Source organism: Rhodococcus sp. NPDC059179 (assembly GCF_042754885.1).
Lineage (GTDB): Bacteria > Actinomycetota > Actinomycetes > Mycobacteriales > Mycobacteriaceae > Rhodococcus_G.
Map to the genome: position 1 here is coordinate 145,105 of NZ_JBHZBV010000008.1, position 17,986 is coordinate 163,090.

A 17,986-nucleotide genomic window follows, 5' to 3' on the forward strand; every position below is an offset into this window, starting at 1 on the left:
CACCCCCTCTAATTACTTGTTGTTTGTGTTCGCCTTCTTTTTTTTTTTAACACCCACCCCATCCCACCCCGGGGGCCCCCCCCCCCCCCGCCCCCCCGCCCCTCTTGCGTATCCACCCGACCCAAGACCTCCCCAATGTCACATTGGTTCGGCTCACGCGAATCAATGTGACATTGGGGAGGTGGGAGAATTCCTAACCGGCGGCGGCTTCCCGCTGCAGCTCGAGCGCGATGTCGATCAGCTGGTCCTCCTGGCCGCCGACCAGCTTGCGCTTGCCTGCGCGCACCAGCAGCTCGGCGGCGGAGACGCCGTACCGCTCGGCCTGGCGCTCGGCATGCTTGAGGAAGCTGGAATAGACCCCGGCGTAGCCCATCATCAGGGCCTGGCGGTCGAGCAGGCATTCGGCCGGCATCGTCGGGCGGACAATGTCCTCCGCGGCGTCGGCGATCGCGAAGAAGTCGATGCCCGTCTTGACGCCGATCTTGTCGCAGACGCCGACGAACGCTTCGACTGGCGTGTTCCCCGCACCCGCACCGAAACGACGGGTGCTGCCGTCGATCTGCTTGGCACCGGCACGCACCGCGGCGATCGAGTTCGCCACGCCCAGACCGAGATTCTCGTGTCCGTGGAAGCCGACCTGGGCGTCGCCGCCAAGCTCCGCAGCGAGTGCCTCGACCCGGTCGGCGACCTGCTCGAGCACCAGCGCACCCGCAGAGTCGACGACATACACGCACTGGCAGCCGGCGTCGGCCATGATGCGGGCCTGCGCCGCGAGCTTCTCCGGCGCAATGGTGTGCGCCATCATCAGGAAGCCGACGGTCTCGAGGCCGCGCTCGCGGGCCAGACCGAAGTGCTGGATCGCGACGTCGGCCTCGGTGCAGTGCGTTGCCACGCGGCAGATCGACGCGCCGTTGTCCTGCGCCTCGATGATGTCCTCCTTGATGCCCAGACCGGGCAGCATCAGGAAGGCGATCTTCGCCCGCTTCGCGGTGTCCACCGCGATCTTGATCAGTTCCTGCTCGGGGGTCTTGGAGAAGCCGTAGTTGAACGAGGATCCGCCCAGTCCGTCGCCGTGGGTGACCTCGATGACCGGCACCCCGGACGCATCGAGCGCGCCGACGATCGCCCGCACCTCGTCTCCGGTGAACTGGTGCCGCTTGTGATGCGACCCGTCCCGCAGGGAGGTGTCGGTGACCCGGATGTCCCATGAAACGTCGAAATGAACGTTGCCGTCGACCGGTGCCATCGCCCTCACGCCCTCACGCCGAGGAGCTTCTGGGCGATCTCCTCGCCCACCTTGGTTGCCGCCGCCGTCATGATGTCGAGATTGCCCGCGTACGGCGGCAGGAAGTCGCCCGCGCCCTCGACCTCGACGAAGGTCGTGACGGTCGCATAGCCGCCCGACACCTCGCTCGGCTCGTTGAACTGGGGCTCGTTGAGCAGCCGGTATCCGGGCACGTACTGCTGGATGTCGGCCACCACACGGTGGATGGAGTCGGTGATCGCCGCGCGGTCCGCATCCTCGGGGATCGCGCAGAAGATGGTGTCGCGCATGATCATCGGCGGATCGGCCGGGTTCAGGATGATGATCGCCTTGCCCTTGCGAGCACCACCGATCACCTCGATCCCACGGCTGGTCGTCTTGGTGAACTCATCGATGTTCGCGCGGGTGCCCGGCCCGGCCGAGGACGAGGACACCGACGCCACGATCTCGGCATAGGGCACGGCGACGACCCGGGAGACCGCGTACACGATCGGAATGGTGGCCTGGCCGCCACACGTGATCATGTTGACGTTCGGGGCGTCGAGATGCTCGCGCAGATTGGCAGGCGGAACGACCGCGGGCCCGACGGCCGCGGGGGTGAGGTCGATCGCGCGGATGCCCGCCTCCTGGTACCGCGGCGCGGCAGCGCGGTGCACGTAGGCGGAGGTCGCCTCGAAGACCAGGTCCGGCTTCTCGTCCTGCGCCAGCAGCCAGTCGACGCCCTCCGCGGAGGTCTCGAGGCCCATGCCGCGGGCGCGCGCGAGCCCCTCACTGGCCGGGTCGATGCCGATCATCCAGCGCGGCTCGAGCCGCTCCGAACGCTGCAGCTTGTAGAGCAGATCGGTGCTGATATTGCCCGAGCCCACGATCGCAACGCTTGCCTTGGTCATCGGATGATCAACTCCTCCTAGACGAACTCGATGGACACCGTCCCCAGCCCGCTGAACTCGGCACGAACGTGGTCGCCCGGCCGAACGTCGACGGCCTTGGTGCACGACCCCGGCAGCACGACATCACCGGCGCGCAGGCGTACACCAAAAGTGTCCACCGTCTGAGCCAGCCAGGCGACCGCGCGTGCCGGATGGCCGAGCACCGCGTCGCTGCGCCCCTCCGCGACCCGCTCGCCGTTGATCGCGAGCACTGCGTCGATGGCGGTGAGGTCGATGTCGTCGGGCCGCACCCGCTGGGCGCCAAGCGCGTGCCCCGCGTACGAGGCGTTATCGGAGACCGTGTCGACGAGCCCGATCCGCCACTCCTTGATCCGGGTGTCGATCAACTCGATCGACGGGACGATGAACTCCGTCGCCGCCATCACGTCGTCGACGGTGCAGTCCGCTCCCGGCAGGTCCGCGCCGAGCACGAACGCGACCTCGATCTCCACCCGCGGCAGCAGGAAGCGCGCGCACTGAACCGGCTCACCCTCGTGCAGTTCGGTGGTGTCGAACAGGTGCCCGTAGTCCGGTTCGGAGACCCCCAACATCTCCTGCATCGCCTTGGCGGTGAGCCCGACCTTGTGCCCGACGACCCGTTCCCCGGCCTCCACTCGGCGGCGGATGTTGAGCAACTGGATCTCGTACGCGTCGACCATGTCGATGTCCGGGAAGAGCGTTGCCAGCGGTTCGAGCGGTGCGAACCCCTTCTCGGCGGCGTGGAGGAGGTCCGCGACCTCGATACGCGATTCCGTCGACAGCACTCGGTTTCCCCCTCGGTCGCAAGCTATGCGGTCGAGGCGGACTCCGAACGCGCAACCCCGCGGCGAGCGGCGTGCGCTGCGGCGCGACGACCAGAGAACACACAGTCTGCGAGCGAAAGCCCACTCACGTAGGAGTTCGAGCAAATTCCGACGGCGGTCCGGCCGGCGGCGTATAAGCCTTCGATCGCAACCCCGTCGGCGGCCAGCACCTCACCGGTGTCCTCGTCGACGACGAGTCCCCCGAGGGTGATCATCGGCAGCGGATTACTCAGGCTCTTCTTCAGGGAAACGTCGTACAGCGAGAACGGCGCGGTCAGGGCCGGGCGACGGAACTCGTCCGGCTTACCCATCGGATCGGATGTCCCCGCCATGATCGCGTCGTTGTGCGCGGCCACGGTGGCGGCGAGCCCCGCCGGGTCGATACCCACCTTCGCGGCGAGTTCGTCGAGGGTGCCGGCCGTGGTGCCGTCGATCCGCATCATCGTCTCGGACTGCACCCGCTGGAACCAGGTGGTCCGGTTGCCCATCTGCGAGCGTGCCTCCGCGACCAGGTCGGCGTCGGCCACCAGCCAGCCGTGACCGTCACCCTCGGCGATCATCGCGTGCCCGAGCGCGGCGCCGTAGCGAGACTCGTCGACCTTTCGCTCCCCCTTCCTATCGACCAGCAGCGACCCGAGGAACGCGGTCGGCGGCACGATGAACCGCCACGCCGAGATGTTCGACAGTTTGTCGGTGGCACCGCCGACGGCGGTGCCGAGGGCGATGCCACTACCGTCGTCGCCGGAGGTGCCCAGCGGCAACCCGCCAAGGTAGCGCGGTGCGTGCTCGGCGACCATCGCCCGGTTCGCGAAGAAGCCGCCCGCGCTGAGGATCACCCCCGACCGCGCCTCGATCCGGAACGGCCTGGCGTACCGGGCCTCGATTCGTGCCATCTGCTTGTCCATCGCCTTGCGCAGCGGCGGATAGTAGACACCCGGCTTGGAGGACAGCGACGCGAGCCGGGCGTGCCGGGCACGCACCCGGGCGGGTGCATCGCGCAGGCTCAGGCACTCGACACCGACCACCGTGCCGGCATCGTCGGTGACCAGCCGAACCGCGCGGGTCTGCGTTTCCAGTCGCAGCCCCTTGGCCAGCGCGGACTCGACCAGCGGGCGGTACAGCATCTTCCCGGACGTGCCCTTACCCTTCGGTCGGTGCCCGCGGGGCGCGGGCGTGGCGGCGTCGCGGAAGCCACCCGCAGCCTCGCTCCCGGAGTAGTACAGGTAGTGCCGGTCCGTGGGGTAGGAGGTCTTGTAGGGGCACAGCGACCCCTCGAACGGGACTCCGTTCGACTGCAACCAGTCCACGGTCGAGACGCTGTTCTCGCAGAACCTGCGCAACGTCTCGGGCCGGACGGCGTCGCCGACCTCGAGGCTCAGATACTCGAACATGGCGTCGGCACTGTCCTCCACGCCCGCCTCACGTTGCACCGAGGTGCCGCCGCCGGCGTAGACGATGCCACCGGAGATGGTGCTGGCCCCGCCACCGGCGAACCGGTCGACGGCGACGACGTTCGCACCCGCATCGAGAGCCTCGATTGCCGCCGACGCACCGGCGACTCCACACCCGACCACCACAATGTCGGTTGACATGTCCCAGGACCTCATCAGTCCCCTCTCCACACTGAACGTGTTGCCGTTTGCGTCCAGCGTGTTCCGCGGAACCCAGGAATACTTCCTGGCAGAAAGCATGGACTGAGACCCCCATCATTCTATAACGTGTTCTACATGAGCAAGCAGGAATACGACATCGTCGTTGTCGGCAGCGGCGCGGCAGGCATGACCGCGGCACTGACCGCCGCACACCAGGGTTTGAGCGTCGTCATCGTTGAGAAGGCCGCCCACTACGGCGGATCGACCGCCAGGTCCGGCGGCGGTGTCTGGATCCCCAACAACGAGGTGCTCCAGGCCGACGGCGTCACCGACACCCCCGAGGCAGCGCGCGAGTACCTGCACAGCATCATCGGCGACGTCGTCGCGCCCGAGCGCATCGACACCTACCTCGACCGCGGACCCGAGATGCTCTCGTTCGTGCTGCGCAACAGCGCGTTGAAGCTGCAGTGGGTGCCCGGCTACTCGGACTACTACCCGGAGGCCCCCGGCGGACGCCTCGGCGGACGCTCGGTCGAGCCGACCCCCTTCGACGGCAACGCACTCGGCGACGACCGCAAGAACCTCGAGCCCGACTACGTCAAGGCGCCCAAGAACTTCGTCATCACGCAGGCCGACTACAAGTGGCTGAACCTGTTGATGCGCAACCGCCGCGGGCCCATGCGCGCGATGAAGGTCGGCCTGCGGTTCCTGGCAGCCAAGGCCACCGGCAAGGACCTGCTGGTCCGCGGGCAGGCCCTGGTCGCAGGCATGCGCATCGGTCTGCGCGACGCGGGTGTACCGATCCTGCTCAACACGCCGCTGACCGAGCTGTACACCGAGGACGGCGTCGTCCGCGGCGTGAAGGTTCTCGTCGACGGCGAGGAGCAGGTCATCCGCGCCAAGCACGGTGTTGTGCTGGGTTCCGGCGGATTCGAGCACAACGCGGAGATGCGCACGCAGTACCAGCGCGCCCCCATCACAACCGAGTGGACGGTCGGCGCCAAGGCGAACACCGGCGATGGCATTCTCGCGGGCCAGCAGCTCGGCGCCGCTGTCGATTTCATGGACGACGCCTGGTGGGGTCCGTCCATCCCGCTGACCGGCGGCCCCTGGTTCGCGCTGTCCGAGCGGACCCTGCCCGGCTCGATGATGGTCAACACCTCGGGCAAGCGCTTCGGCAACGAGGCCGCGCCGTACGTCGAGGCCACCCACATGATGTACGGCGGCAAGTACGGCCAGGGCGAGGGCCCGGGCGAGAACATCCCGACCTGGATGATCCTGGACCAGCGCTACCGCAACCGCTACACCTTTGCGGGCATCACGCCGCGCTCCCCCTTCCCCGGCCGTTGGCTCAAGGCAGGCGTGGTGGTCAAGGCGGGCACCATCGCCGAACTCGCCGAGAAGACGGGGCTTCCCGTCGACTCCCTCACCCAGACGGTGGAACGCTTCAACGGCTTCGCTCGCAACGGCAAGGACGAAGACTTCGGCCGCGGCGACAGCGGGTACGACGCCTACTACGGTGACCCGCGGCTGAAGAACCCCAGCCTCGCCGAGATCAGCAAGGCCCCGTTCTACGCGATCAAGATGGTGCCGGGCGACCTGGGCACGAAGGGCGGCATCCAGACCGACGTCGACGGCCGCGCGCTGCGCGAGGACGGCACCGTGATCGAGGGCCTCTACGCGGCGGGCAACGTCAGCGCGCCGGTGATGGGCCACACCTACGCCGGACCGGGCGCAACGATCGGCCCCGCGATGACCTTCGCGTACCTCGCGGTACTGGACATCGCAGCCAAGGCGAAGTCGGGCGCGAGCGCCGAATCTGCCACCACCCCCGCCACTTCGAACTGACAGGACGTCACGTTGCCCATCGATCCCGCCATCGCGATCGGCGCCGAGCTGCCCACCCAGGAGTTCTCCTGGACGAGCTCGGACGTGCAGCTCTACCACCTCGGCATCGGCGCGGGCGCGAGCCCGCTCGACGCCGGGGAACTGCGCTACCTCGAGGACGGCAAGCCGCAGGTGCTGCCGACCTTCGCCACCGTGGTGGCCAACATCCATGCCACCGAGGCGCCGAAGGTGTCCTTCCCCGGCGTGGAGATCGACCTCGCGAAAGTGGTGCACGGCAGCCAGGAAGTGACCGTGCACCAGCCGATTCCGGCGGAGGGAAGCGCCCGCACCACCACCCGGATCTCCGAGGTGTGGGATAAGGGCAAGGCCGCGGTCATCGTCCAGGAATCCACCACGACCGACCTGGACGGGAATCCGCTGTGGACCGCGCGCTCGTCCATCTTCGCGCGCGGCGAGGGCGGCTTCGGCGGCGAGCGCGGCCCGTCGGAGTCGGTCGCGCTTCCCGACCGGGCACCCGACTTCGAGGTCGAGGCACCGATCCTGCCGCAGCAGGCATTGCTGTACCGGATGTGCGGTGACCGGAATCCGTTGCACTCGGATCCCCAATTCGCCAGCGCGGCAGGCTTTCCTGCGCCTATTCTGCATGGGTTGTGCACCTACGGAATGGTCTGCAAGGCCGCCGTCGATGCCGCTCTGGACGCTGACGCCTCGAAGGTAAAGGGCTACAAGGCCCGATTCGCCGGGGTGGTCTACCCGGGCGAGACCCTCAAGATCCGGATCTGGAAAGAAGCAGGCCGGTTGCTCATCTCGGCCAGCGTTCTCGAGCGCGATGACTCGCCGGCCCTGGCCGACGTGGTCCTCACGCTCGCCTGATCCAACAAGCACGACAGACCGGTCGGCCGTACCCAGGACGGCCGACCGGTCGACCCAACCCCAACGACAGCAACTCCTTCCCCCTCTCTCACTACGACTGGAGTAAACGCATGCCCGATTCGAACGATAAGCGTCTTGGCTTATCCAGGCGGGGATTCCTCGCGGCAGGGGCGGGGGCCCTGGCAGCGACGGCGGTGGGCGCGTGGACGCCCGTCTACGCGATTCCGTTCGGCTCGTCGGGTTCGGCCGGCGGCTCGGGCTCATTGGGCGGTGGGACCACCCTCCCCGCGCCGCCGAACTTCCCGGGCGGCGTCGAACTCGCGCAGCAGGCATACCAGAACTGGTCCAAGGAGATCATGCTGGACTCCGTCTGGACGTGTCACCCCAAGACCGCGGAGGACGTTGTCCGCCTGGCGAACTGGGCGCATGCCAACGGGTACAAGCTGCGCCCGCGCGGCGCCATGCACGGCTGGACCCCGTTGACCGTCGTCAACGGCGCCCCCGTCGACAAGGTCATCCTGGTCGACACGATGAAGCACCTCAACGGCATCTCGATCAACGCGGGCGGCGCCCCGGCGACCGTCACCGCGGGCCCGGGCGCCACCCTGGACGCGATCACGACCGCGCTGCAGGCACAGGGCCTCGGCTGGGCGAACCTTCCCGCTCCGGGCGTGCTGTCCATCGCGGGCTCGCTGGCCGTGGACGCACACGGTGCCGCCCTGCCCGCGGCTGGCCAGGGCACCATGCCCGGTCACACGTACGGGTCGCTGAGCAACCTGGTGACCTCACTGACCGCCGTGGTCTGGGACGGCTCCGCGTACGCGCAGAAGACCTACTCGCGCAACGACCCTCAGATCAAGCCCCTGCTGACCAACCTCGGCCGCACCTTCCTCACCTCGGTGACCCTGCAGGCCGGGCCGAACTTCCGGATGCGGTGCCAGAGCCACACCGACATCAAGTGGACCGAGCTGTTCGGAGCCAAGGGCGCCTCCGGTCGCACCTTCGAGAGCTACGTCGCGCAGAACGGTGGCGTCGAGGCGATCTGGTACCCCTTCACCGACAAGCCGTGGCTCAAGGTGTGGTCGCTCGCGCCCAACAAGCCCGCCGGGTCACGCGAGGTCACCGGGCCGTACAACTACCCGTTCTCGGACAACCTGCCGGAGCCGCTCACCGACCTGCTCGGACAGATGAACGCGGGCGCCCCCGGCATCGCCCCGGCGTTCGGCAACATGATGTACACGACCACGGTCGCCGGACTCGCCGCGACCGGCGCCACCGATATCTGGGGCTGGTCGAAGGACATCCAGTTCTACATCAAGGCGACCACGCTGCGACTGACCGAGGGCGGCGGCGCGGTCATCACCAACCGCGCGAACATCGGCCGGGTCATCCACGACTTCGCCAACTGGTTCAACGAGCGCATCGAGTTCTACAGGTCCAAGGGCCAGTACCCGCTCAACGGCCCCGTCGAGATCCGCTGCTGCGGCCTCGACGAGGCGGCGGACGTCAAGGTCCCGTCCGCGGGCGCGCCGACGATCTCGGCGATGCGGCCGCGTCCCGACCACCCCGAGTGGGACACCGCGATCTGGTTGAACGTGCTCGGCGTTCCCGGCACCCCCGGGATGTTCGCGTTCTACCGCGAGATGGAGCAGTGGATGCGCTCGCACTACACCGGCGCGGACTACACGTTCCGCCCGGAGTGGTCGAAGGGCTGGGCGTTCGGCCCCGATAAGCCGTACACCGACGGCAACATCATCGGCGGTACGCTTCCGCAGAGCTTCCGCGACGGCGTACCCGCGGGTGACAACTGGGACACCGCGCGCACGACGTTCAACACCCTTGATCCGCACCGGATCTACAGCAACACCTTCATGGATCAGCTGCTGCCGTAGCCGCTCGACCCACCAGGGGCCGTGCTCGCCGATCGCGAGCGCGGCCCCTCGTCGTTTCCCGCAGCCACGTAGGGCGCGAGAACCAAGGCGTACACCGCCACGCAGGCGACCGGCCCGACCAGCGGCAGCCAGGGGATCTCCGCGGGCAGCAGGAACACCGACACGGCCGCGGCCGCACTCACGACCGCCACCGCCAACACCAGGCGCGATTCGGCGACGGCCACCACGGGGGCATGCGCCGCATGGGCGGCCATCGTGAACATCGTCGCCCCCACGCCCGTGAGGCCCGCCTGCACCGGCGTCGGGTCGCCCAGCGCCAGCGCGAGCAGCGCCGCCTGCACCGCACAGACGACGGCGATCCTGCTCCACCGTGCGGCGAGCACCCCGGCCGCGGCGAGGCCAGCCGCGATCAGCGCGGGCACCTGCGCATGCGGGACGACGGCGACGCTCATCGACCAGCCCGCCGCAGGGGCCACGACATCGGCAACGCGCACATTCATGGCCGCACGACCGCCCGCCTGCCGCGCAGGCCGAGCCCGGCCAGCACGCGTTCGAGCGACGAATCCTCCTGCCACTCGACCACATCCACCCCGAGGACGCCGAGGTCCCGATACATGTTCCGGCGTTCGAGCCGCCACATCCGGGCGACGGTCGGATCGAGCTTGTCCCCGAACGGCGGACCGACGAGCACGTCCACCACGACCACGGCGCGGCCCCGCCTGCGGAGGTCGAGGAGGGACAGCGCAAAGTCCGTGTCCAGCAGCGTGGAGAAGGCGATCACGACCGCGCCCGGCGGCACGGCGGGTCGCGGCACCAGGGTGCCCTCGAGCGGCAGCGCGCGCTCCCCGGCCCCGAGCACGGCCTCGACGATGCGATAGAACTGCCGACGACCCAGATCGGGTCCGAGCCAGCGGGATCCGTCCCCGAGCACGACGACCGACGTGCGGTCACCGCGCCGCAGCGCCGCCTGCGCGACCTGGCAACCGCCGCGCACCGATCTGTCCAGGCTCTCGCTCGCTGGCCCGGGCGCCTGTGGGTGCGCATCGATCAGCACGACGACGTCCGCGGCCCGGTCCGTGCGGCGTTCGGTGACGTGCAGTGCGCGGCGCCGCGCGCTGACCGGCCAGTTCACCGCTCGCAGTTGGTCGCCGGGTACATAGGCCCGGATGTCCGCGTACTCCACCCCCGGCCCGTGCCGGTCGGTCGGATGCGCGCCGAACCGATCGGGCAGGTTCGTCCGCGGAATCCCCGGTTGAGTCGGATCCACCAGTGGGAACACGTCGATCCTGGCCACCTCGGCCACCGCCGCCCCTGTCAACAACCCGCCTGCCGCGGTCGCGGTGACAGCCACCCGCGGCCGATAGCTCCCCCACCGTCGGGCCGTGATCGACAGGCCGAGGTGCGCGGCGTCCGGACCCTCGCCGATCGGGCCGAACTCCAGCCCCTCCTGCGGTATCGGCCGAACCACGCAGTCCTGCGGGCGGCCTGCCGGGTCCGCCGCGACCGCGAGCCGCACCGATTCCCCCTCGAACAACCGGACCGTTTCCGGTGCCCCGTGCACGGCCACCCCTTCGACGGGGCGCGGCAGCACCGCGCGCGCCGCGAGCGCGCCGAGCATCGGCGCGGCGAAGACCAGCAGCTCCGGCCGGCCGACGGCGAGCGCGACGACCAGTGCGGTGGCCGAACAGGTGGCCAGTGCAGCCGCCGCGGGTGAGGCGCGCCAGTCGAGGGTGCTCACGCGCTCGCCCTTGGTACCGGCAGCCGGCGCAGGATGTCGGCCACCACTTCCTCCGGGTGGATCCGGCGCACCCACATCTCCGGTCGCAGCGAGATCCGGTGTGCCACAGCTGGTGCGGCGAGCGCCTTGACGTCCTCGGGTATGACGTAGTCCCGACCGTTCAGGAGTGCCCGCGCGCGGGCGAGCTGCACGAGGTCGAGCTCGGCCCGCGGACTGGCGCCGACCTCCACCTGGGGATGGGAGCGGGTCGCGGCCGCCAGTGACACGACGTACCGGAGCACGTCGGGATGCACGGAGACCTGCTCGACGCTGCCCCTCATGGCGTGCAGCTCCTCGGCCGTCACGATCGCCCGCACCGCCACCGTCGCCGCGCCGCGGTCCAGGCGCCGCTGCAGCATCTCCTGCTCGTCCACCGCGCCGAGATACCCCAGCCGCAGCCGCAGCATGAACCTGTCGAGCTGCGCCTCCGGAAGCGGGTAGGTGCCCTCGTATTCGATCGGGTTGTCGGTCGCGAGCACGATGAACGGCTCCGGCAGCTGTCGGGTGACGCCGTCGATGCTGACTTGACCCTCCGCCATCGATTCCAACAGCGCTGCTTGCGTTTTCGGTGGTGTGCGGTTGATCTCATCGGCGAGAAGAACGTTGGTGAACACCGGTCCGGCGCGGAACTCGAACCGTCCCGACTGCATGTCGTAGATGGTCGAACCGAGGAGGTCGGCGGGCAGCAGGTCCGGGGTGAACTGGACTCGGGTGAATTCCAGCCCGAGCGCCGCCGCGAAAGACCGCGCGATCAGCGTCTTGCCCAGCCCTGGCAGGTCCTCGATCAGTACGTGTCCACCCGCCAGGACCACCAGCAGCACGGTGGTGATCGCGTCCCGCTTGCCGACCACGACGCGCTCGATCTCGGCGAGGACCGCCTCGGCGCGCGCGGTGGTGGCCTGCGTCGCGGCTGTCACAGCTGTTCCAGTCGGGTCAGGATCCGCTCGAGCGCGCCGCGCCCGGGGCCGGGCGCGTCCGGGTCACCCGCTCGCGCACCGGCCGGGTCCACCCACCGCCACAGGTCCGCACCGAACATCACGGCGCCTGCCGATTCGAGGTCCGCGTGCTCCCGGAAACCGCGCGGACCGCTCGCGTGCACGAACTCGCGAGCGAGCAGCGGCCGCAGGTGCCGATCCCAGTCCGCACGCGAACCGTCCGCCCAGCTCACCAGCGTCTCGGTGCGAATCTGCCAGCGCCGCAACATCTCCTGCTGGGAATTCTGGGCGGGGACGCCACCGTCGGACGCCCGGACCGCGTCGACCGTTCGACGCATCGCGAAGATCACCACGGCCGCCGACATACCCACCGCGATCAGCGCCGATGCCGAAGCGCCCGCCAGCAGCGCCACAGCCTCGAGCGCCGCGACGAGAACGATCCCGATCACGGCGACGCGGCGCATCGTGTTTCCCTCAGTTCGGCCAGTACCGAGCGCAGCAGCGTCGCCGCCGTGTCGCGGTGGCGTTCGGTCATCTCGTGCCCGCTGAACCTGGCCTCCTCGAAGAGCCCGACCAGGGCGGTGGCGCTCGCCCTGTGCAGCGCGCCATGATGCACCGCACGCGCCAGCACCTCCGTCGGGGTGTCCGACTCGAGGGGCGCGGCGTCGGGCGCCTCGCGCAGGCCCCGCTCCATGGCCAGGTAACAGGCGATGATGGCCGCGCGGGGGTCCGCACCGGCGTTCGAGACCTCGACCAGCCCCAGTTCCGCTGCCCGCTGCAATGATTCGGAAGTCGCCCGCCGGGCAACGGTGTCCGCACCCTCCTCGCGTGCGGCGTCCCGGGCGGACACCATGAGCCGCGCGCGGGCGACGGCCCCGGCCAGCAGTAGCGCGACCAACAGGGGCAACACCAGCAGAATGTCCGGCCAGATCTCGCCGCCGCGGGGAGCCGGTAGCGGCGCGACCGCAGGCACGTTCGGATCCGTCGTGCCGCGATCCGGATCGGGCGTCGATGCCCGGTTTCGATTCGGCGCGAGGGCGAGCGCGGCGACCACGACCAGGCCCGCGAACCCGAACCACGCCACCCCGCGCCACCACTGCCCCGGCGCGGGCCGATGGCCCACCCACGTCGGGGCCGGGCTCCCCGGCCTCCTGGTCGGGCCGAGCACCAGCATCGCCACCAGTGCGACCGCAGCGACGAGGACCGCGAGCGCGGCGATGACGAGCATGGCGACCAGCGCGCCCGTGCCGTCGACGCTGGGCCGCGGGGGCGGCTTCTCGGCATCGGGCAGGTAGCCGCGGAGCGCAAGGACGCTCACCACGATCAACGCGATAACCGTGGCTGTGCGACCGACCGCCCTACCCACCCCTCCATCGTCGCACGGTGCCGGGTCAGCGGGAGGGTAAAGACTCCGGCGGGCCCGCTGGCCAGCGCGGACCCGGCGATCAGGACGGCGACGAGATGGAGCCCGCCCCGTCCGTCACGAATGTGGGCGATACGCCGAATTCCGTCGCCGACACCCGTATCTTTGCGCCGAGACTCTGCCAGCGGCGCCCCGCACGTCGCGCGACTTCCAGGAAACGGGGATCTGCGATGAATTCCGGGCTGTCCACGGTCGCACTGCCGCTCGCGTTGGCGATCATCATGTTCGGCCTTGGCCTGTCCCTGACCGTCGGGGACTTCGCGCGGGTGGCCAGGCACCCCAAGGCCGTCGCGATCGCCCTGGTATGCCAGCTGATCCTCCTGCCTGCGATCGCCTTCGGGCTGGTGCTGTTGTTCGACCTGCCGCCCCTGCTGGCGGTGGGCATGATGCTGCTGGCCGCGTCCCCCGGCGGGACAACGGCGAACCTGTTCAGTCACCTCTTCCGCGGCGACGTGGCGCTGAACGTCACACTCACGGCGGTGAACTCGGTGATCGCGGTGGTGTCGCTGCCACTGATCACCAACTTCGCCCTCGGATACTTCGACCCGTCGGACGGCACCGGTTCGCTCGGCCTGCAGTTCTCCAAGGTGGTGCAGATCTTCGCGATCGTGCTGATCCCGGTGGCCATCGGCGTCTGGGTCCGGCGGGTGTGGCCCGCCTTCGCGGATCGGATGGACCGCCCCGTGCGGATCGGGTCGGCCGTGGTCCTCGCGCTGGTCATCGTCGGCACGGTGATCGCCGAGCGCGAGAACGTCACCGGGTACCTGGCGGACGTCGGTCTGATCGCGTTGATCTTCTGCGTCCTGAGCCTGAGCATCGGGTACGTCCTGCCGCGACGGCTCGGCATCGCCAGCCGCCAGTCGATCGCCAGCTCCATGGAGATCGGCATTCACAACAGCACGCTCGCGATCACCATCGCGATCAGCCTGCTCGACAGCACGCGCATCGCGGTTCCCGCCGCGGTGTACGGCGTGGTCATGTTCCCTGTCGCGGCGGTCTTCGGGTGGCTGATCACCCGCAGCCGCGGGGACGAGCAGGCTCCATCGGCGCCCTCGGGGTCATCGACCGATCGCGACCTCGACCCCGCCGCCGGCTAGGGCGCGCCGCCCCCGGCAGGCCTACCGGAGGCGGCGAGGTGGCATCACTCGACGGCGGTGCCCTCGAGCTCGACCATCTGGCCGGGGATCGCCAACCGGGTGACCCCGAGCATGGTGGTGGTCGGGGCCACCCCGGAGGCGCCCAACCGCGACGCCAGCAGGCCGTAGTGCTGGAAGAGCAGGTCCACGTCGGTGGTGTAGACGTTGAGCCGGACGAGGTTCGCGAGGGACATCCCGGCCTCTCCGAGCACGGCCTCCACGTTGTCGAGGCTCAGCGCCAACTGCGCCGCCATGTCACCGGGATGCTGGGGCTTGCCGTCGCCGCTCATCGCGGTCTGCCCGCTGCAATACAGGGTCCGGGTGTGCCCGGAGACGAGCTCACCCTGGTTGAAGCCCATCTCCACCGACCACGTCACCGGGTTGACTGCCGTTCGTTCCACGACCACATCGGCCTCCGTTCGATTCGTTGACGACCCACTCCGTCGGCCCCGTGGCCACCGGTCCGTGACGTCGTGGTGGTCAGCCTCCCAGCGAATCACGACATCCTCTGTCATGTATTTCGATAGGATTTTCGGGTGCGTGCCGACCGGTTGGTGTCGCTGGTGCTGCTGCTGCGCCAGCGCGGGCGGCTGACTGCGGCCGAGCTGGCCGACGAGCTCGAGGTGTCCACCCGCACCGTGTTGCGCGACATCGAGGCGCTGTCCGCGGCCGGGGTCCCGGTCTTCGCCGAACGCGGTCGGCGCGGCGGTTTCGCGTTGTTGCCCGGGTTTCGGACCGAGCTCACCGGGCTGAACCACGACGAGGCGCTTGCCTTGCTGGTCGCCGGATCGCGGCGCGGCGCGCAGGCATTCGGCCTCGACTCGGCGCTTGCTTCGGCGATGCTCAAGGTGGTTGACGCGCTACCCGAAAGCTATCGGTACACCGCAGCTGACGTGGCCGAGCGATTGCTCATCGACCCAGCGACCGATCTGCTCTCGCGTCGGCTGGTCGCCGAGGAGGTGTCCGGCACCGTCTTGGCCGAGGTCCGGCGCGCGGTGTTCGCCGGAAACAAGCTGCATATCCACTATGCGGCCGTCGACCAGACCCCGAAGTGGCGCACGGTGGACCCGATCGGCCTGGTCACCGTTCGCGACCGGGGCTACCTGCTGGCCACGAGATCAGGCGCGAACCGCACTTATCGGCTGTCGCGGGTGTTGGCTGCAAAGGAACTCTCCGAACCGGCACAGCGACCAGACCGGGTCGATCTGGACCTGGCCTGGCAGGAACGCAGCACACAGTTTCGGACCGGCGGCGACCAAGTCGCCGTGTTGGTACGGGTGAACCCGGTGCGGCGGGAGGACCTGGTGAGCACCGCGCTGGCCGTCCGGACCGAGGAACCCGACGCCAACGGCTGGCTGCGGATGGAGGTGACCTTCCAAGATTCACGACACGCCGAATGGGCGCTGTGGCAGCTCACCACGGATGTGGAAGCCCTGGCCCCGCGGTCGTTGCGTACTTCTCTGCGCAACCGCGCCGCCTCGATTGCCGCCCGCTACAGAGAGTCATCCTGAGAGTTGTCGCCTGCTGCCAGGCCGCCGACGAGGCGATCCGGACCGCCCGCCGCTCATCCCAGAAGCGCCAATCTGCTGCGGGTGCGCGCCAGGTCCAGCCCGCCCGCGACCGGCTCGGGTCCCGAGGCCCGCCAATCCGCACCGACCACGGTCAGTTCGGTGTCTTGGTCGTGGAGGATGTCGACGACATTGCAGAATCGCTGCACCCCATCAGGACTCGCGTCGATAATCTGGGGCATACCGCTCAGCACCCAACGTGGGAATGCCGCCGCCAGGCTCAGGTAGTCCAGCGTCGAGGTCGGCCGCTCGCACAGGTCCGCGAACTCAAACCAGACAAGATCGCCTGCTGCCGAGAGTGCCGTGATGGGCTGCGTGGTCGGGCGGAGCGTGACGCGATCGCCTGCCGTGGGCCACTTCAGTGCGGCCGCGTCGGGCAGGTACCGCCCCGCACCGAATCGCCGCGCACCGGTCCCCGGCCCGCGGTAGTCGACGGCGCCCGACACCTCGACGATCTCCATCCGCTCCTTGAGCACCTCGATGGTCGGCACGAACGTCTCGTGGAACAGCGGGTTCGGCATCAGCCCGTCCGGCGGATAGTTCGAGGTGACCACCAGCGTCGCCCCGCGCTCTCGCAGCGCCCCGAGCAGCCTCGTCAACAGCGCGCCGTCGCCGACATCGTGTACGTGGAACTCGTCGAAGAACAGGATCTCGCACCGGTCCAGCATTAGATCCATCGCGCGTTCGATCCCGTCGCTGTGCGCGAGCGTGTGGAGACGGCGGAAGAAGTCGTGAAAGTGCACCCGCCGGGTCGCGACCTCGCCGAGGCCGTCGCGGAACACGTCCATCAGCCAGGTCTTACCCCTGCCCACCGGACCCCACAGGTAGACGCCGCGACCGGCGGCGAGGTCCAGTGCGGCCAAGCGCTCGGCGGCCGCGCGCTGCGCCGGATCGAGCACGAATCCGGCGTCGCACGCGGCCCGGTCGAATGCGTCCATCCTGGTCGATTCCATGCCGCGACTCTACAAATGTAGAGTCAGTGAGATCAACGTGATAGGAGCAACATCAGTGCCGGCAACCACCGACAGGCGCACTCGCATCGCGGACGCGGCGCTCGACATCATCGCCGCGGACGGCATCCGGGCGCTCACCCACCGCGGCGTCGACCGACGCCTGGAACTTCCCGCAGGCTCGACGTCCTACTACTTTCGGACCAAACGCGACCTGCTGATCGCGACGGTCGGGCACCTCACCGACCGCTCCCGCCGCGAGTTCACCCGTTCCCGGCTCGAGCCCGCTGCGGACGCGGACATCGCCGACATCGCCAAGGGGATCGGCGCGTACGTCGACGGATTGCTCTCCGGCCGCACCCGCGACCTCCGCGCCCGCTATGCCCTCACGTTGGAAATGGTGCACGACAAGCAGATCCAGGCCGCTTTGGCCGTGAGCCTGTTCTCACCGGAGCGGGCGGTCGAGCTCACCAGCGCGCTCGGCACCGACCACCCGGACCGGGACGCGGCGAACCTGATCGCACTCCTGGAGGGTCTGGTCTTCGACCGGACCGTCGGGGCCAGGGCACTCGAGGGCCCTGAACCCGGCACGGCCGCCAGCGCCGGTGTGCTCGCGGCCGCGATCGAAACGTTCCTGCGGGGGTTGACGGCCCGGGCGTGAGTGGGGGGTCAGCCCACGAACTCGAGTGTCACTGCCGCCCCCGCAACGACGGCCAGGACGAGAACCTGCGCGACCAGCACCGCATTGCGCAGTACTGCTGGCCTAGCTCGCCCCGCGGCGAAACCCGCGCAGGCCCGTTCGTGGCGGCGAGAAGACGAGACGAGCACCCCCGCGGCGACGATCAGGGCCGACCCGCCTGCCACGGCTGTTGCGGTCCAGGGCGCAGGCGCGAACCGCAGGTAGAGCACCGCGACCGCCGCCAGGCTGGCGGCCGTCCGCACCCAGGCCAGCTCGGTCCGCTCCGGTTGCAGACCCGGGTCGGTCCGACCCGACAA

At 69.3% G+C, this 17,986-nt stretch carries 18 protein-coding genes; 6 read left to right on the top strand and 12 right to left on the bottom strand.

The window, feature by feature from the left end:
• Positions 1-193: 193 nt before the first annotated feature.
• From dmpG to ACFXMV_RS16815, 4 genes are read right to left on the bottom strand one after another with little or no spacing between them, the layout of a single operon-like run.
• Positions 194-1,246, bottom strand: coding sequence for a 4-hydroxy-2-oxovalerate aldolase (dmpG, locus tag ACFXMV_RS16800; RefSeq protein ID WP_378502020.1), 1,053 nt, complete (start codon positions 1,244-1,246; stop codon positions 194-196).
• A 5-nt stretch (positions 1,247-1,251) separates the two neighbouring features.
• The gene (locus ACFXMV_RS16805; RefSeq protein ID WP_378502018.1) at positions 1,252-2,154 is read right to left on the bottom strand and encodes an acetaldehyde dehydrogenase (acetylating); all 903 of its coding nucleotides are present in this window, start codon (positions 2,152-2,154) and stop codon (positions 1,252-1,254) included.
• Positions 2,155-2,171: 17 nt separating this feature from the next.
• Positions 2,172-2,957, bottom strand: a complete 786-nt coding sequence (locus tag ACFXMV_RS16810; RefSeq protein WP_378502019.1) for a 2-keto-4-pentenoate hydratase — start codon at positions 2,955-2,957, stop codon at positions 2,172-2,174.
• Positions 2,958-2,980: 23 nt separating this feature from the next.
• Positions 2,981-4,606: an FAD-binding protein gene (locus ACFXMV_RS16815; RefSeq protein WP_378503675.1), complete on the bottom strand. Its 1,626-nt coding sequence runs from the start codon at positions 4,604-4,606 to the stop codon at positions 2,981-2,983.
• 117 nt (positions 4,607-4,723) lie between these two features.
• Between ACFXMV_RS16815 and kstD the strand changes: the two genes are divergently transcribed.
• From kstD to ACFXMV_RS16830, 3 genes are all read left to right on the top strand, one after another.
• Positions 4,724-6,436 carry a 3-oxosteroid 1-dehydrogenase gene (gene kstD, locus ACFXMV_RS16820; RefSeq protein ID WP_378502002.1) on the top strand — a complete coding sequence of 571 codons (1,713 nt, stop codon included), beginning with the start codon at positions 4,724-4,726 and terminating at the stop codon, positions 6,434-6,436.
• 12 nt (positions 6,437-6,448) lie between these two features.
• Complete coding sequence (locus ACFXMV_RS16825) at positions 6,449-7,309, top strand: MaoC/PaaZ C-terminal domain-containing protein (RefSeq protein WP_378503667.1); 861 nt, start codon at positions 6,449-6,451, stop codon at positions 7,307-7,309.
• Positions 7,310-7,419: 110 nt separating this feature from the next.
• Positions 7,420-9,201, top strand: coding sequence for a cholesterol oxidase substrate-binding domain-containing protein (locus tag ACFXMV_RS16830; protein WP_378502311.1), 1,782 nt, complete (start codon positions 7,420-7,422; stop codon positions 9,199-9,201).
• On the opposite strand, the gene ACFXMV_RS16835 is transcribed toward ACFXMV_RS16830, so the two are convergent.
• The 5 genes from ACFXMV_RS16835 to ACFXMV_RS16855 are packed head-to-tail and all read right to left on the bottom strand — an operon-like array spanning position 9,186 to position 13,234.
• Positions 9,186-9,701 (bottom strand): hypothetical protein, encoded by a 516-nt coding sequence (locus ACFXMV_RS16835; protein ID WP_378503668.1) that lies wholly within the window; start codon positions 9,699-9,701, stop codon positions 9,186-9,188. The two genes, ACFXMV_RS16830 and ACFXMV_RS16835, sit on opposite strands and share 16 nt — an antisense overlap.
• Complete coding sequence (locus ACFXMV_RS16840) at positions 9,698-10,939, bottom strand: DUF58 domain-containing protein (RefSeq protein WP_378501519.1); 1,242 nt, start codon at positions 10,937-10,939, stop codon at positions 9,698-9,700. Before ACFXMV_RS16840 ends, ACFXMV_RS16835 begins: the two co-directional genes overlap by 4 nt.
• Complete coding sequence (locus ACFXMV_RS16845) at positions 10,936-11,895, bottom strand: AAA family ATPase (RefSeq protein ID WP_378501518.1); 960 nt, start codon at positions 11,893-11,895, stop codon at positions 10,936-10,938. Before ACFXMV_RS16845 ends, ACFXMV_RS16840 begins: the two co-directional genes overlap by 4 nt.
• Positions 11,892-12,377, bottom strand: a complete 486-nt coding sequence (locus ACFXMV_RS16850) for a hypothetical protein (RefSeq protein ID WP_378501517.1) — start codon at positions 12,375-12,377, stop codon at positions 11,892-11,894. The genes ACFXMV_RS16845 and ACFXMV_RS16850 overlap by 4 nt, the downstream gene beginning before the upstream one ends.
• The gene (locus ACFXMV_RS16855; RefSeq protein ID WP_378501516.1) at positions 12,359-13,234 is read right to left on the bottom strand and encodes a DUF4129 domain-containing protein; all 876 of its coding nucleotides are present in this window, start codon (positions 13,232-13,234) and stop codon (positions 12,359-12,361) included. The genes ACFXMV_RS16850 and ACFXMV_RS16855 overlap by 19 nt, the downstream gene beginning before the upstream one ends.
• 272 nt (positions 13,235-13,506) lie before the next feature.
• Between ACFXMV_RS16855 and ACFXMV_RS16860 the strand changes: the two genes are divergently transcribed.
• Positions 13,507-14,433: a bile acid:sodium symporter family protein gene (locus ACFXMV_RS16860; protein WP_378501591.1), complete on the top strand. Its 927-nt coding sequence runs from the start codon at positions 13,507-13,509 to the stop codon at positions 14,431-14,433.
• 44 nt (positions 14,434-14,477) lie between these two features.
• Here the strand turns inward: ACFXMV_RS16860 and ACFXMV_RS16865 are convergent, their stop codons facing one another.
• A complete protein-coding gene (locus ACFXMV_RS16865; RefSeq protein WP_378503669.1) occupies positions 14,478-14,873 on the bottom strand; it encodes a RidA family protein in 396 nt (131 codons plus the stop codon).
• Between the two features lie 135 nt (positions 14,874-15,008).
• Between ACFXMV_RS16865 and ACFXMV_RS16870 the strand changes: the two genes are divergently transcribed.
• Positions 15,009-15,983: a helix-turn-helix transcriptional regulator gene (locus ACFXMV_RS16870; protein WP_378501593.1), complete on the top strand. Its 975-nt coding sequence runs from the start codon at positions 15,009-15,011 to the stop codon at positions 15,981-15,983.
• A 53-nt stretch (positions 15,984-16,036) separates the two neighbouring features.
• On the opposite strand, the gene zapE is transcribed toward ACFXMV_RS16870, so the two are convergent.
• Positions 16,037-16,993, bottom strand: a complete 957-nt coding sequence (gene zapE, locus ACFXMV_RS16875; protein WP_378501594.1) for a cell division protein ZapE — start codon at positions 16,991-16,993, stop codon at positions 16,037-16,039.
• A 55-nt stretch (positions 16,994-17,048) separates the two neighbouring features.
• On the opposite strand from zapE, the gene ACFXMV_RS16880 reads away from it, so the two are divergent.
• On the top strand, positions 17,049-17,651 hold the full coding sequence (locus ACFXMV_RS16880) for a TetR/AcrR family transcriptional regulator (RefSeq protein ID WP_378503670.1): 603 nt from the start codon (positions 17,049-17,051) through the stop codon (positions 17,649-17,651).
• An 8-nt stretch (positions 17,652-17,659) separates the two neighbouring features.
• On the opposite strand, the gene ACFXMV_RS16885 is transcribed toward ACFXMV_RS16880, so the two are convergent.
• Positions 17,660-17,986 carry a DUF202 domain-containing protein gene (locus ACFXMV_RS16885; RefSeq protein WP_378500253.1) on the bottom strand — a complete coding sequence of 109 codons (327 nt, stop codon included), beginning with the start codon at positions 17,984-17,986 and terminating at the stop codon, positions 17,660-17,662.